Here is a 13,531-nt window from a genome sequence, read left to right as displayed (position 1 = left end):
TGAGCAAGCTCATCAGGGGTCACCGGGACATGAAACCGCCCAGCCCGCCCCGGTGCCCCCCCGACACGCCGAAACCTAACAAAGCACTACTAGGCTGCCGTCGAGCACCCGGTCCTGGCGTTTGACGCGCAGCTCGACTCGCTGATCGAGGATGGTGGCGGCCATGCCCGGGTTGGCCGCGCGGATGACCGTGCGGGCGTAATCCTCGGTCTGGAGCAGGCCGGGCACCAGGTCGATCTGATAGTTCGACACGCTGACCGCGTCGGTCTCCAGCTCCACGAAGTCGATGTTCTCGGGATTGGCCGACTCGTCGTAGACCTGGTACCAGCCACGGGTCTTGGCGGTCCTGGCCAGGGTGACCATGCTCTCGACGGTGGCCCGGCCCGCGCCGTACAGCTCGCAGAGCATCCGCACCTCTTCGGGCTTCGCGCCCAGCTGGCAGATCTCGATCTTGGTGATCTTGGGCTGCTTGCACCCGAGGTGGTTGGCGGCGTCCTCCAGCGACGTGCCCGAGTTGACCCGGAGCTGGCGGAGGCGGCGGGCCAGGCGGCGCTGCTTGGGAGTCATCAGAGTCCCTCGATCGAGTGAAGATTGGAATTTGATTCCAATCAGGCTTGCGTCCGGATCAGGGTGCGAGCAACCTAGCAGAACCGAATTCCACACGATCGAGGAGGGTGTTGTGGCTGATCAGGTGGCCGTGGCCTACGTCCGGGGAGACACGCCGCTGCGCGCGTGGGTGGACGACGAGACCGGGACGGTGTGCCTCTCCGTCGGCCCACCGCCGGGGCAGGTCGTGCTCGGCCTCACCGCGAACGCCGCGGACCGGCTGCTCGACGCCGTCCGGCGCGAGCTGAAGATCCTCGAACCGACCGGCTACGAGTGCGACGACTGCCTCGACACCGGTCAGCAGTGGACTCCCGTAGCACGTGGCGCGGTCCGCCTCAGCGGCTGCCACTGCACGGCGGCCGTCACCGCTCGGCGGCACGCCGATAAGCCGTCAACGTCTTCTCGGCCGTCCGCCGCCACGTGAACTCCGCCGCGTGCGTCCGCCGTGCCGCCTGGTCGGCGGGCGTGGGCGGGGCCTCGACCGCCTCCACCATCGCCGTCGCCAACGCCTCCACGTCACCCACCGGCACGTGCGTCGCGTGCCCGCCGGCGACCTCGCGCAACGCCGGCACGTCCGTGCACACCACGGGCACGTTGCACGCCAGAGCTTCCAGCACGGGCAGCCCGAAGCCCTCGTCGCGCGACGGCAGCACCAACGCCGCCGCACCCGCCACGACACTCCTCAAATCGACATCGTTGAGGTAGCCGGTCCGCATCACCCGGTCGTCGGAGCTGACCACGTGCGGCCCGGCCAGCACCAACGGCGGCAACGACGGCCGGGCGGCGTGCGCGGTCAGCAACGTCCCCAGGCCCTTGCGCGGCCCGCCGGCGCCCACGAACAGCAAGTACTCCGACGGCAACCCCAGTCGGGCGCGCAGCGCGGGCGACGGCGAACGGGCCGCGAACCACGCCGGGTCGACACCGAGCGGCGTCACCACGATCTTCGACTCGGGCACGCCGAGCCGTTCCATCACGACCTCGGCCACCGCACGGGTCGGCGTGCACACCACGTCGGCCCGCGTGGCCGACTTGTGCACCAGCTCGGGCAGCCGGCGGTCCGACGGCGGCAGGTCGCCGGGCGTGTCCAGGAACGCCAGGTCGTGGATGGTCGTCACGCCACCCGCCCGCAGCGCCGGCGGCAGGATGAAGTTGGTCGCGTGCATGACGTCCGTCGGCCCGGCCAGGAACTCCACCGGCGGGAACGGCATCCGCAGCCAGAACTGCCGCAGCAGCCGCGCCGACACCGGCAGCCCGCGCGCCACCACGTCGTGCGGCAGCACGGTCCGCAGCGCGCGCCACCCGCGCAACGTGAACGCGACCGCGCGCACGTCGACCTCGTCCAGCATCGACGCCAGCTCCTCGGCCAACGCCGCGGTGTAGCGGCCGATCCCGGTCCGCTGCCCGAGCAGCGGGGTGCCGTCGATCAGCACCCGCAACGGCCTAGCCACGGCCGCGCAACTTCTTCAGCACCCGGCCGGTCGCGCGACGGGCCACCTCGCCGGCGCCGCCGGCGGTCATGTACTCCTTGACCAGCGCGACGTCCCGCTGCACCTTCTCCAGCCGCCCGAGCGACCGGTTCGGCACCATGAACGACGTGCCGGTCAGCCGGTCGGCGGCGGGCCGCGGGTTGCGGCAGAACTCGGTCAGCGGCGCGAGCACGTTCTCCCAGGTGTAGCGCTCCCGCACGGCGGCGATCCGCTCCGCGCACCCGGCGGCGAAAGCGGTGTCGTACATGACCTTCTCCAACGCGTCGGCCAACGCGTCCGGGTCCTCCGACGGCACCACCACGCCCAGGTCCTCGCGGCGCACCAGGTCGGCGAACGAGTCGCCGTCCGTGGTCACGATCGGCAGCCCGGCCCACAGGTAGTCCAGCACCCGCGTGCGGAACGCGAACGTCGTCTCCACGTGCTCGTAGTGCGTGGTCACGCCGGCGTTCGCGTCGAGCAGCCAGTTCTGCCGGTCGTGGTAGGGCACCCAGGTCTCGTTGAAGAACACGTGCGAGCCCGTGAGGTCCAGCCGCCCGGCCAGCGCGCGGGTCTGCCCGGCGATGTCCATGTCCGGCACCTCGGGGTTGGGGTGCTTCATGCCCAGGAACACCAGCCGCGCGTCCGACCGGCGCGTCCGCAGCCGGTCCATGGCGTGCAGCAGGGTCAGCGGGTCGAACCAGCTGTAGACGCCGCCCGCCCACAGCACGACCTTGTCCGACTCGTCGATGCCCAGCGTCGAGCGCAGCCCCGGCCCGGTGCGCTGCGGCGGCTTGCCCGGCAGCCCGAACGGCGCCTCGGCCAGCAGCGAGCGGACGGTGGGGTCGTTGTCGTAGAGCGCGGGCGTGAGGCGGCCGATCGCGGTCAGGTGGCCGAGCCAGAAGTGCCGCTGCCGCTCGGAGGCGCACAGGAAGAAGTCGCCGCGCCGCAGCTGGTTGTCGATGATCCTGGTGACGCCGACCAGGTCGAGCGAGCGCTGCTCGTCGGTCGAGTCCTTGCCCTGCTCCAGCAGCTCCAGGTGCATCGGGTCGTAGATGTCGCAGACGACGATCTTGGTGTTGCCCGGCTCCTTGAGGAAGCCGACGTTCTCCAGCACGTGCCCCTGGAGCACGACGATGTCGGCCCACTTGGCGTGCTCGACCAGCTCCCGCGGCACGGCGCGGCTCACCGGGAACGACGACTCGGGCGGGTCGCACAGCGCGTTGATCGTGACCAGCCGGACGTCGTGCTCGGCGGAGAGCACGTCGGCCATGTTCCAGGCCCGGATCGCGGGGCCCGCCATCCGGTCGGAGAGCGCGTCGCCGGTCACCACCAGCACCCGGCGCGGCCGGCCGAACACCTCCTCCAACCCGAACACCTCGACCAGCACGTCGTGCGCGGCCAGGTAGCGGGGCAGGGGGTAGGCGGGCTCCATCGCCTTGCGCATCAGCGGCACCAGGTCGGTGTCGGTGACCCGGCGCGCGGCCTGCTCGGCCTTGCGCGACTCGGCCAGCGACGGCAGCAGCTCCACGAACTGGTCGATCGCCAGGAACCCGGCCAGCGCCTGCCGCGACACCGGCACCGGGGCGCGGTCGTTGGCCGGGTTCTCGGGACGGCGGGTGATCTCCAGCTGGGTGGCGTCCAGCTCGCCGCGCGCGGTGGCCCGGCGTACCACCAGGGCCAGCGCGGCGGGCAGCACCTTGGCCAGCGTCTCGTCGGAGAAGTTCTTGTAGAGCGCGGCGAGGGCGTTGCGCTCCAACAGGTACAGCTCACGGCTGGTGTCCACAGTGGACATGGACGCGTGGTGCTTGTGGTAGGTCAGGGACGTGGGCACGTAGCGGACGCGCCAGCCGCGCAGGTTCATCCGCCAGCCGAGGTCGACGTCCTCGTAGAACATGAAGAACCGCTCGTCGAACCCGCCCAGCTCGCGGAACACGGCGGTCCGCGCCACGAGCGCCGAGCCGGTGCCGAAGAGCACGTCGCGCGGTGTGTCGTGGGTGCCATCGTCGGGTTGGCCCGCGTGCCGCTTGTAGCCCATGCCGAACCACGTGAGGCCGCCGTCCACGAAGTCGATCTCGCGGCCGTCCCAGTCGAGCACCTTGCTCGCCACCGCGCCGACGGTCGGCTCGGCGCGCAGCACCCGCACGGCCTCGCGCAGCCAGCGCGGGTCGGGGCGGGCGTCGTTGTTGAGGAACGCGACCACCGAGCCGCGCGCGGCCCGCACGCCCAGGTTGCAGCCGCCCGCGAAGCCGAGGTTGGCCGGGGCCTCGACGACCTCCGCGTTCGGCGCGGCGGCCCGGATCCGGTCCGCGCTGCCGTCGCCCGAGGCGTTGTCGACCACGATGACCTGGAGTTTCTCCGCCGGGTAGTCGAGGTCGCCGAACAGCGCGCGCAGGCAGGTGACGGTGTCGTCCGCGCCGCGGTAGTTGACGACGACCACCGACACGTCAGGCAGGGTTCCGTGCTCCACGGGCTAACTCTGCCTCATCACGCTCCGCAGCGTTCGGTCAAGGTGTCCTACGCCTCGGCGTCCGGCCCGGTGCCGGGCCCGGCGTCGGGCTCCTGGTCGGGCCCCCGGTCGGGCTTCGACTCGTTGTCCTCGGGCGGGGCCTCGGTGGGCAGGCTGTCGCGGTGCCACTCGACGGTGATCTTGACGTGGGCCTCGGCGGAGGACTTGGCGATGGCCAGCGCGGCGCTGGAGCTGACCTTCAGGCCGATCTCCACGGCCACCTTGTCCGGTCGCGGCGACGGCATGCTGCCGATCTTCGCGGCCACCGACCTGGCCACCTTCTTGGCCCGCTCGATGCCGTGCTCCAGCGTCTCCTCGGCGCGCTCGACCGGGTTCCAGCGGCCCGCGCGCACCGGGCCGTCGTACTCCTCGTCCAGCTCGAACGGCACCAGCTCGCCGTCCTCCGTGCGCACCTCGACGTACTCCGCCACTGCGTTCCCCTTCACCTGGGCTTCTCTCAGCAGACCGGGTCGTCGGACGACCCGGCCGGTGGTTCCCCGTCCTCGGACAGCTCGCTGCGCGTCACCACCGCGCACACCGCGGCGCGCCAGGCGTCCGGGTCGCCGGACTCCAGGCCGCCGTACTCGCCGCCCGCGTTCGCGTAGCCCGGCACGGCGGGCACGTCCAGCCGCACGACGGTCTCGTCGCTGCGGCCCAGCAGCGTCGGCAGGCCCCACAGCACGTCCCGCGTCCACAGCTCCACCTGCACCCCGCCGTCGGCCTGGCCACCGCCGTCGCGGCCGTCCAGCGTCACCTCGACCTCGTCGGTGTCGTCGCGGAACCGCAGCGCCGACACGGTGTAGTCGGCGGGCACGTCGTGCCGGTCCAGCCGTTCTCCCCGGTCCAGGTCCCACACCTCGACGCCGTCGGCCTCCGGCACGGCCAGCAGGTCGTCCGCCGCGGCGAGCGGCACGACGGGGGAGCCGGTCGGGGAGCCGCCGAACCGGAACGCGGAGCCGGGCACCTCCGCGCCGTCCGCGATCGCGTGCCGGCGCACCCACTTGTCACCGCTCACCACGGCGAGCTGGTCGTCGCCGACCGCGACGGCGGTGAGCGGCGTCGCGCCGGACGCGGTGAACGGCTTGCCGACCGGCTCACCGGTCCTGGCCGACCACACGCCCACCTCCTGTCCGCGCACGACCGCCAGCCGGTTCGCGTCCAGGAACCCCAGCCACGCCTCGCCGTCCCCGGGCACCTGGCCGAGCGGTGCGAGGTCGGGCAGGTTCCACAGCGTGATCGCGCCGCCGTCCTCGGGCACGGCCACCGTCGCCGAGTCGAGCGTGACGTCCTCCGCCGGGCGGTCGAGCCGGCCGGTCCGGGTGCGGCTGTCGACGTGCCAGACCTCGACGGCGGACCCGGTCAGCACGACGTGCTCGCCGTCGGGGGTGAGCCGGGCGTCGTGGGCGGTGTCCAGCGCCCGGTCCAGGTCGTCCGGTGGCGGTATCCGCAGCACCAGCGCCGCCTTGTCGACGGCCAGGAGCACCCGGTGCGCCCCCGACGGCTCGACCTCGACGTGCGTGACCTGGGCGTCGTTGGGCACCTGGGCGACGTAGCGCGGTCCGCTCGGGTCGGTCGCGCCGAACTGGAGCATGGACGGGTTGATGTACGGGTTCTCGTAGACCATCGCGAACGCGCGGCCGTCCGGGCTGAACGCGCCGGACGCGCAGTCCTGCTCGCTCGGCCGCACCTCGGCCAGCACCGAGCCGGTGGACGTGCCCTCCATCACCAGCCGGGCGCCGTCGCACCCGGTCCGGGTCGGCTCGGGGCGTTGCGCCAGGTTCTCGGTGTAGCCCGTCGACAGCTCGCGGGAGCCGGAGGTGGACAGCGCGAGCCGTCTCAAGCCGTGGTCCACGACCACCTCGCCGGAGCCGAGCACGCTGACGAGCCCGACCTCGTGCGGGTCGGTGCCGAGCGGACCCGGCGCGGTGCGCGTGGTCGGTTCGCCTCGCAGGTCGAGCACGTGCAGCTCGGTCGAACCCTCGGCGGCGTAGGCGACGTAGCGGCCGGTCGGATCGCCGGACACCAGGTCCGCGTCGGCCTCCACCTCGGTCACCACGTCGCCGGTGCGGGCGTCCAGCACGACCAGCGGCCGTCCGGGGGCGGTGACGACGAGCGCGTCGTCACCGGTCCACGTGAGGGTGGCGCCCGGCGTGCCCGCGACGGTGACCTTGGTGGTGGCGGCGAGGTCCCACAGCTCGACGCGGCCGTCCGGCAGCTGTCGGGCGAGCCGGCTGCCGCGGGCGTTGACCACGGTGGTCGGTTCGAGCAGCAGCACGGCGTGGCGCAGGGACCGGGACAGCGAGCGCAGCGACTGCCTGGTGTGCAGGGTGTCGGACGTGCGGTGGGCCCGGAGGACGTCGAAGACCCGCTGGTCGAAGTCGCTCTCCTGGGCCCTGGTGAGCAGCGCGCCCGCCGCGTTGGCCGCGGAGACGGCGTTCTGCTGGCTGATCAACCGCACCACCGTGTAGGCGACCCCGGACGTCAGGACCAGCACCACGACCGCGGTCAGCGCCAGGGCCGCGACCACGATGGCGTAGCCCCGCGCGCTCGCCGCCACGAACTCGTGCTGCCGCCCGGTCACGTCGTCCCGGCGTTGCGCCGCCATCGCCCAGGCCTGCCGCAAAGCGTTGCCGCGCAACAACAACGCCCGCTCGCGGTGGTCGTGCCAGCGGGTGGCCTGGCGGTCGACCTCGTCCTGCCAGAGCCGGAACTCCCGGTCCTCCTCGACCCAGCCGCGCAGCCGGTCCCAGTGCCGCACCAGGGCCTCGTGCACCAGCTCCACGGCGTCCGGCCCGAGCGTGACCAGGCGGGTGCGGGCCAGCTCCAGGGCGATCGGGCCGAGCTCGTCCGGCGGCACGGCCCGGCGCAGGTAGCCGCCGTCCGGCAGCGGGCTGACCAGCTGGGTGAGCACGCGGCGCACCTCGTCCGGGTCGAACCGCCGCCACACCTGCTCGGCGTACGTGGACACCGCGCCCGCGACGCCGCCGAGGTCCCGGTACGCCCGGTGGGTGAGCACGCCCCGCTCCTGCCGCTCCCACAGCAGGGTCAGGGTGAACTCCAGCAGCGGCAACGGGTTGCGCTCGCCGGCGAGGTCGTCGAGCAGGGCGTCGGCGAGGCCCTGCTGGAGCACGGGCAGGCCGGGTGCGGCGAGCGGGCCCTCGACGACCTCGCGCAGCTCGGCGACGCTCGGCGTGCCCAGGGTGGCCGTGCGGCCGGCCAGCCGTGAGCCGAACCGGGGATCGGCCAGGAGGCGGTCGAGCGGTTCGGTCGTGGTCGTGACGACGACGTCCACGCGCGGGGTGCGGTGGTGCGAGTCCGCGATGCCGAGGAGGGTGTCGAGCAGGTCCGCCGACTCGTCCGGGAACCGGGTCAGCGCCTCGTCGAACTGGTCGACCACGAGCGTGAGGCGGCGCAGGTCCTCGCGCACCAGGAGCCGGTTGACGACGTCCTCCGCGCGGTCCGCGTCGATCTCCTCGACGCCCAGCGCGGCGGCCGCCGCGGCCCACGGCGAACCGGCCGGGCGGATCACGACCGCGTGCGGCAGCTTCGCCGCCAGACCGGCCAGGACCAGGGACGACTTGCCGCAGCCGGACGGTCCGGTGACCACCAGGACGCCGTCGCGGTCCAGCTGCTCGGCCAGCTCGCGCGCGCGGTCGGCGCGGCCGAAGAAGTGCTCGGCGTCCTCGGGCTGGAACGGCTCCAGGCCGCGGAACGGGCTCGGCTGGTTGGCGATCGCGGACAGCTCCGGCCACGCGTCGTGCAGCACCGCGCCCGACAGGGCGTACCCGATGCGGTGCTCGCGGCGGGCCTCCACGTCCACGACCATGCCGACCACCGCGCCCAGGTCGTCGTCGATGACCGGGCTGCCGCTGAAGCCGCGCAGCATCGGCAGGCCGTGCGCGCGGTCGTCCTCGACGTGGATCCGCCCGCCGGCGATCGCGCCGCGCACCACGCCCTGCGACCACACGCCGTCCGGGCGGCGGTCGGGCACGCCGAACGTCCGCACCCGGTGGTCGCGGAGATCGCTCTCGGCGACCACGCGCACGGCCCGCGCGCCCGCCGGGGTGTGGTCGAGGCGGAGGCCGACCAGGTCGACGTCCTCGGGGCGGTGGACCACCTCGGCCCGCGCCCTCACGCCGAGCAGCGGGAAGTCCAGCTCGACCGCCGGGGCGTCACCGACGACGTGCGCGCAGGTCAGGACCAGGTCGGCGGAGACGAGGAAGCCGACCCCGACCGGCTCGTGGTCGCGGAACACCCTGACCAGTGCCCGCTCGACCACCCCGGTGCTCCCTCAACGGCCCGCCCACTCCCGCCACACCACGCGACGGTCCACTCTCGCACGTCGGCCGATCCGCCACCGCTGGATCAGCGTGATCGGCACTCTCGCCAGCACTTCCAGCAGCACGCGCAGGCGAAGCGGCACGTGGAAGTTGGCCGCGTCGGGCCGGTCGCGGCGGGTCGGCAGCAGGGCGGTGATGGCCGCGAACCTGGCCAGTTCGCGCAGGGCCGTGCCCGCGGGCGCGCAGCGCAGGAGCATCAGCAGCCGGTTGCGCTCGTTCCAGCGGTGGAACGGGCGGGAGCCGGGGTCGGTGCTGGCACCGTGCCGGTGGCGGACCCGGGCCGGGCCGACGGACAGCACCCGGTGCCCGGCCAGCCGGAGCCGCCAGGCCGTGTCGGTGTCCTCGTAGTAGCAGAAGAACGCGGCCGGGACGCCGCCCGCGCGCTCCAGCGCGTCCCGCCGCAGCAGCGCCGCGCCGCCGCAGAAGCCGAACACGTCGCGACCGGCCAGGACCAGGTCGACGCCGTGCCCGTCGGCGGTGAGCCGGACGCCGACCGACTGGGTCGAGCCGTCGGCCAGCAGCATGGACGGGGTCGCGGCGGCGGCGTCGGGCGTGGCGTCCAGGGCGTCTTCGAGGGCGGCGAGCCAGCCGTCTTCGGGCTCCGCGTCGTCGTTGAGCCAGGCCACGTACTCGGTGGTGATCCCCGGCAGCGCCGCCGCGATGCCGCCCGCGTAACCGCGGTTCACCGGCAGTCGCAGGGTCTGCGGGCGGCTCGGGTGCGCGGCGACGAGGTCGGCGGTGCCGTCGTCGGAGGCGTTGTCGACCACGAGTGTCCGGTGTGGACGTTGGCGGGCGAGCGCGTCGAGGCACGCCGTGATGTGCTCGCGGCCACGCCACGTCACCACGACCACCGTCGTGCTGGGGATCGGCACGGCGTGAGACGGTACGCGACGTGCCCGACCTCGTTGTGCTGACCGAGCAGTTGCTGGCGCCGGTGCCCGGCGGCACCGGCCGGTACACGCGCGAGCTGGCCGCCGCGCTGGCCGCCACCGCGCCCGCCGGGTGGACCGTGACGGGGGTGGTGAGCAGGCACGCGGACCCCTCGGCCGCCGTGATCCCCGGTGTGCTGGGTCCGCGCGTGCTGCCGTTGCCCCGACGTGCGCTGATCGCGGCGTGGGAGCGGGGGGTGCCGTACTGGCCGGGCGGCGACTCGGTGCACGCGTTCACGCCGTTCGCGCCGCCGCGCGGGCGGGTGGTGGTGACCGTGCACGACACCGTGCCGTGGACGCACCCGTCGACCCTGACGCCGCGCGGGGTGGCGTGGCACCAGCGCGTGATCAGCCGTGCGGTGGCCCGTGCGGGCGCGATCGTGGTGCCGACGTCGGTCGTCGCGCGGGAGTTGGAGCGGTACGCGCCCGGACCGGCGCCCGTCCACGTGGTGGGCAACGGGGTGACGGAGTTCCCGGCGGAGGAGCCGGTGGACGTGCCGCCCCGGTACGTGCTGGCGATCGGCACGATCGAGCCGCGCAAGGGTTTCGACCTGCTGGTGGCCGCGACCGCGGAGCTGGGCGTGCCACTGGTCGTGGTGGGGCCGCAGGGGTGGGGCGGGGTGGACCTGCGCGCACCGCACGTCCACCTGCTGGGACGCTTGACCGACGCGCGGTTGGCGTTCGTGCTGCGGCGGGCGGCGGTGCTGGCCGCGCCGAGCCTGGCCGAGGGGTTCGGGCTGCCGGTGGTGGAGGCGATGGCGGCCGGGGTGCCGGTGGTCCACTCCGACGCGCCCGCGCTGGTCGAGGTGGCGGGCGGCGCCGGGGTGGTCGTGCCACGCGGCGATAATGCGGCGCTCGTCACAGGACTTCGTTCGGTGCTCTCGGATCCGGGTGCGGCCGAACGGCTGATCTCCGCGGGTCGGCGGCGGGCCGAGGCGTTCACCTGGGAAAACGCCGCGCGTGCGGTGTGGGCGATCCACGTCGGCTTGTTTCGTCGTTGAATCGTTTGCACCATTCCCGGTCAACCCGTCGGTCGCCCGCCGTACCCTTCACCGCGTGTCACCCGTCGAACCCAGCGTGCTGATCGACGCCACCGCCGTCCCAGCCGACCGAGGTGGCGTCGGACGGTACGTGGACTCCCTGGTGGCCGCGCTGGACGCGGACGGCGCACGGCTCAGCGTGGTGTGCCAACCCCGCGACGCGGCGCTCTACACGTCCCTGGCGCCCGACTCGCGGGTCATCCCGGCGGCGGACGCGGTGGCGACCCGGACCGCGCGGCTGACGTGGGAGCAGACGACCCTGCCGCGCCTCGCGAACCGGCTCGGCGTGGCGGTCGTGCACTCGCCGCACTACACCGTGCCGCTGGCGAACCGGGCGGCGTCCGTGGTGACGCTGCACGACGCGACCTTCTTCACCGACGCGGTGCTGCACTCGTCGGTCAAGGCCCGCTTCTTCCGGGCCTGGACCAGGGCGTCGCTGCGGCGGGCCGCGCTGTGCGTCGTGCCGTCGCGGGCGACGGCCGACGAGCTGGCCCGGGTGGCGGGCGCCGACCGGCGGTTGCTGCACATCGCGCAGCACGGCGTGGAGAACGAGCGGTTCCACCCGCCGACGCCCGAGCAGGTGGCCTCGGTCCGCCGGATGCTGTCGCTGGGCGACGCGCCCTACGTGGCGTTCCTGGGCGCGTTGGAGCCGCGGAAGAACGTGCCCGCCCTGATCCGCGGTTTCGCGCAGGCGTGCCGCGACCGGCCGAACCCGCCCGCGCTCGTGCTCGCCGGCCAGCCCGGCTGGGACAGCCAGGTCGAACGGGCGCTGGACGCCGTGCCGCACCGGGTCCGCGTGATCCGGGCCGGTTACCTGCCGTTCTCGTCGCTGGCCGGTTTCCTCGGCGGCGCGGAGCTGGTGGCCTACCCGTCGCTGGGCGAGGGGTTCGGGCTGCCCGTGCTGGAGGCGATGGCCTGCGGCGCGGCCGTGCTGACGACCCGCCGGCTGAGCCTGCCCGAGGTGGGCGGCGACGCGGTGGCGTACTGCGGGGTCGGCGCGGGTGACATCGCGGCGGCCCTCGGCGAGCTGCTCGACGACCCGGCCCGGCGCGCCGAGCTGTCGGCGGCGGCGGTCGTGCGGGCGAAGGACTTCTCCTGGTCCACGTCCGCGGCCCGGCACCGGTTGGCCTACGAGCGCGCGGCGCGCTCGCACCGGCAGCGCTGACTCACGCCAGGACCGCTTCGACCAGCCGACGGGCCAGGGCCGGCGGGATCGACGGGTTGCGCGCGGCCGCGGTGACCAGGCCGACGTCGTTGCCGGACAGCAGGCGTCGCAGCTCGGGCTCGGGCAACGCGGGGTTGAGCGCAGCCGTGATCCGGGTGCTGTGGTGGGGGTGGTCGAGCAGGCGCACGAGCACCGGCAGGGGCAGGCGGGGACTGCTCGCGGCAGGTGCCCTGGCGTAGTCGTCGTCGCCCTCGGCGAACGCGGTCAGCGCCTCCGCGGTCAGGTTCGGGTGCTTGATCAGCTGCCACGTGGCGTGCCCGCAGGGGATCAGCTCGTCCACCACGTCGCCGGGAACGTCCGGGTGGTTCTCCGCCAGCAGCAGCCGCACGCTGTGGTCGGGGTCCGCGGCGAGCCGGCGCACCGCGTCGATCGGCAGGTCCGACGACAGCGCCACCGCCCGGCGGAAGAAGACGAACGGCGAGTCCACGTGTTCCAGGCGCACGGCGAGCGGTGCCTGGTCGGGCATCAGTCGGCGGGCGAGGTGGTAGTCCTGCGGTTCGACCGACGCCTCGACCCTCGTGCGCACGTCGGTGGGCAGGTCCGGGTGGAGCATCACCGCGGCCCGGACGTCCTCGTGCGGGTCGTCGGCCAGCCGCGACAACAACGCCGGCGGCAGGTGGGGGTTGCCCACGACCGCTTCCCGGACCCACGGGTCGGGGTCCGCCGCCAGTTCGGCGGCCGACTCCGCGGTGAGCGGCAGTTCCTTGGCGGCGGTCGAGCGCAGGAGTGGGTCGACCGGCACGACGTTCACCAGGTCGGGCGGCACCGTCTCGGGGAGCACGGCTCGCGCGCGGACTTCCGGGTCGACGTCGGTGAGCAGGGCGCGTGCGGTGGCTCCCGGCAGTCGACGCCCGGCGAGCGCGCCGCGGACCCTGGGCGACGGGTCGTCGACCAGGTGGAGCACGGCCTCGATCGGCCCCCAGGAGGCCGTCTCGCGCCGCACCTCGACGTCGGGGTCGCGCACCAGCTCCCGCGCGGCCGGTTCCGGCAGGGACGGGTCGCCCTGCCTGCGGTGCCGGAGGCCGTTCGACGCCAGCGCGCGACGGACGCGCACGTCCTCGTCCTCGGCCAAGCGGGCCCACGCGTGCCGGGCGGCGAGGCTGCCCGCCAGTTCGGCCCTGACCTGGGCGTCCGGGTGGCCGGCCGGCGTCCCCGCCGCGTCAGGCGGCAGGTCCCGGCGTACGGCCGGCGCCATCAGCACCTGCCGGTCGGCGCCGGCCAGCAGCGGTCGGACGACGTCGAAGCCCAGGCCGGTGTTCTCCGCGAGCCCCCTGGCGAGGAACGGACGGGTGACCTCGGTCGGCGTCCACGCCGCTTCGTCGCGCACGCGGCCGACGTCAGAGGAGGGTCGAGTCCGCCGTCACTGGAATTCTCATACCCCTAGGGGGTATAGTTCCCCGCATGAAGGCATCCTGGTCA

10 protein-coding genes are annotated in these 13,531 nt (G+C 74.0%); 3 read left to right on the top strand and 7 right to left on the bottom strand.

The window, feature by feature from the left end; all coding sequences use genetic code 11:
- Positions 1 to 75: 75 nt before the first annotated feature.
- Entirely contained in the window at positions 76 to 567 is a 492-nt protein-coding gene (locus tag ACZ7GX_RS41175) for a Scr1 family TA system antitoxin-like transcriptional regulator (protein ID WP_498785459.1), read from the bottom strand.
- Positions 568 to 679: 112 nt separating this feature from the next.
- Here ACZ7GX_RS41175 and ACZ7GX_RS41170 point away from each other — a divergent pair, with 112 nt between their 5' ends.
- Positions 680 to 1,030 carry a hypothetical protein gene (locus ACZ7GX_RS41170; protein ID WP_498785457.1) on the top strand — a complete coding sequence of 117 codons (351 nt, stop codon included), beginning with the start codon at positions 680 to 682 and terminating at the stop codon, positions 1,028 to 1,030.
- Here ACZ7GX_RS41170 and ACZ7GX_RS41165 read toward each other — a convergent pair.
- The 5 genes from ACZ7GX_RS41165 to ACZ7GX_RS41145 are packed head-to-tail and all read right to left on the bottom strand — an operon-like array spanning position 969 to position 9,784.
- Positions 969 to 2,054: a glycosyltransferase family 4 protein gene (locus ACZ7GX_RS41165; RefSeq protein WP_498785455.1), complete on the bottom strand. Its 1,086-nt coding sequence runs from the start codon at positions 2,052 to 2,054 to the stop codon at positions 969 to 971. The two genes, ACZ7GX_RS41170 and ACZ7GX_RS41165, sit on opposite strands and share 62 nt — an antisense overlap.
- Positions 2,047 to 4,539, bottom strand: coding sequence for a glycosyltransferase (locus ACZ7GX_RS41160; protein WP_498785453.1), 2,493 nt, complete (start codon positions 4,537 to 4,539; stop codon positions 2,047 to 2,049). The genes ACZ7GX_RS41165 and ACZ7GX_RS41160 overlap by 8 nt, the downstream gene beginning before the upstream one ends.
- Before the next feature lie 47 nt (positions 4,540 to 4,586).
- Positions 4,587 to 5,024 carry a CU044_2847 family protein gene (locus ACZ7GX_RS41155; RefSeq protein WP_498785451.1) on the bottom strand — a complete coding sequence of 146 codons (438 nt, stop codon included), beginning with the start codon at positions 5,022 to 5,024 and terminating at the stop codon, positions 4,587 to 4,589.
- Between the two features lie 11 nt (positions 5,025 to 5,035).
- On the bottom strand, positions 5,036 to 8,857 hold the full coding sequence (locus ACZ7GX_RS41150) for an nSTAND1 domain-containing NTPase (protein WP_498785448.1): 3,822 nt from the start codon (positions 8,855 to 8,857) through the stop codon (positions 5,036 to 5,038).
- Between the two features lie 12 nt (positions 8,858 to 8,869).
- A complete protein-coding gene (locus ACZ7GX_RS41145) occupies positions 8,870 to 9,784 on the bottom strand; it encodes a glycosyltransferase family 2 protein (protein WP_498785470.1) in 915 nt (304 codons plus the stop codon).
- A 26-nt stretch (positions 9,785 to 9,810) separates the two neighbouring features.
- Between ACZ7GX_RS41145 and ACZ7GX_RS41140 the strand changes: the two genes are divergently transcribed.
- Both ACZ7GX_RS41140 and ACZ7GX_RS41135 read left to right on the top strand, forming a co-directional pair.
- Positions 9,811 to 10,848, top strand: a complete 1,038-nt coding sequence (locus ACZ7GX_RS41140; protein WP_498785446.1) for a glycosyltransferase family 4 protein — start codon at positions 9,811 to 9,813, stop codon at positions 10,846 to 10,848.
- 76 nt (positions 10,849 to 10,924) lie between these two features.
- Positions 10,925 to 12,052, top strand: a complete 1,128-nt coding sequence (locus ACZ7GX_RS41135; RefSeq protein WP_498785468.1) for a glycosyltransferase family 4 protein — start codon at positions 10,925 to 10,927, stop codon at positions 12,050 to 12,052.
- A gap of 1 nt (position 12,053) precedes the next feature.
- On the opposite strand, the gene ACZ7GX_RS41130 is transcribed toward ACZ7GX_RS41135, so the two are convergent.
- Positions 12,054 to 13,439: a hypothetical protein gene (locus tag ACZ7GX_RS41130; protein WP_498785444.1), complete on the bottom strand. Its 1,386-nt coding sequence runs from the start codon at positions 13,437 to 13,439 to the stop codon at positions 12,054 to 12,056.
- Positions 13,440 to 13,531 lie beyond the last annotated feature (92 nt).

Source organism: Actinosynnema sp. NPDC037264, assembly GCF_055603705.1.
This window is presented reverse-complemented; position numbering and strand designations above follow the sequence as displayed.